This is a genomic window from Moorena sp. SIO2C4 (assembly GCF_010672485.1).
GTDB lineage: Bacteria > Cyanobacteriota > Cyanobacteriia > Cyanobacteriales > Coleofasciculaceae > Moorena > Moorena producens.
The window spans coordinates 1-1,155 of sequence record NZ_JAAHGN010001544.1 but is presented as its reverse complement, the minus strand read 5'-3'; the positions used below and the strand labels follow the sequence as shown (position 1 = coordinate 1,155).

Below are 1,155 nucleotides of genomic sequence, written 5' to 3'. Positions count from 1 at the left end.
CAAAAGATGCGTTCGCAATTTTTTATAAATTCGCGGCAGTTGAAACTGAGTCCACAACAGACGGCGAAAATGTCCTTTCGTGCCTTGTTCAGGGCTTAAATTCCCTGGAATTGGGTAGCAAGTGTAGGTAGTAGCACTACAGAAACGGCTAGACGCAGTGGGAGAAATCAGTAGAGTAGGGTCGAGAGGTTTTAAATAAGGAAAAAGATTAGCGGCATAGTTAGCAATACCCGTAGGTTGGGAAAATAGAATCGAGAGATTGACCAACAACTGGCTCATAAGGAAAGAATTAAGAATTAAGAATTAAGAATTAAGAATTAAGAATTAAGAATTAAGTATGAGCTATTTGTAAATGCTATATAAGGCAATAGTAATTATAATTTTAAGGGAATCATCCTCAAAACAAATACTTTACATCATAAGTGCGATCAACGCTATAATTTTTGTTGACTTTTTTAAAAAAATTAACGTTACTTAACCCCTTTCTGTTCCCTACTCTCTACTCCCTACTCCCTATTCCCCTTACAACCAATTACCCACCAGAATAAAAGGTGCCCAAAACAGAGGTTCGTTAAACTTGGTATCCCCAATCAAATCTAGTTGGGCTTTCCTGACCGCTTCTGCTTTCGTAATTTCTGGCTGTTTTAGGTATTAGTAAAACTTGTTGATGAACATAGCAGTGGAGTCATCACGCACTTTCCACAATGTCCCTAAGGTAGAACGCGCTCCCGATTTAATCGCAAAACCCGCTAACCCTAACATGGCTTGATCATCCCCTTTAGCAGTTTGACAAGCACTAAGAACGAGTAAATCAATTTGGTCTTCTCCCAACAATTGTTGACTACGCAGCAGTTGCTCTAATTCTTTGACATTAATTTTATTTTCCCAGGTTAGTATAAAGGTCTCCTCAGCTTTGGAGCTAAACTGACCATGAGTTGCTAAGTGTATCACATTGGAGGTTTTAGTAGTTATTTCCTTAGAGGTTGTCTGAGAAGTCTCATTTGCTACATCCAAGCCCCCGTTGGTCCCCCAATTCTGGGGGACTTTTAGAAGCAAATTGACTCTTGTTCCACCCAAGCGAGGGATTGCTCGCTTGGGGGGTCAGGGGGGCAAAATTCAGTATCAAAAAACTTGGGAGATATCCTCTTAGACACT

The 1,155-nt window shown here is 40.2% G+C and carries 2 pseudogenes; both read right to left on the bottom strand.

Going from position 1 to position 1,155, the window contains the following annotated elements:
* A pseudogene (locus tag F6K20_RS39380) lies at positions 1 to 279 on the bottom strand (glycosyltransferase family 1 protein); the annotation flags it as partial.
* 243 nt (positions 280 to 522) lie between these two features.
* Positions 523 to 951: pseudogene (locus F6K20_RS39375) on the bottom strand (CHAT domain-containing protein).
* Between the last annotated feature and the right edge of the window lie 204 nt (positions 952 to 1,155).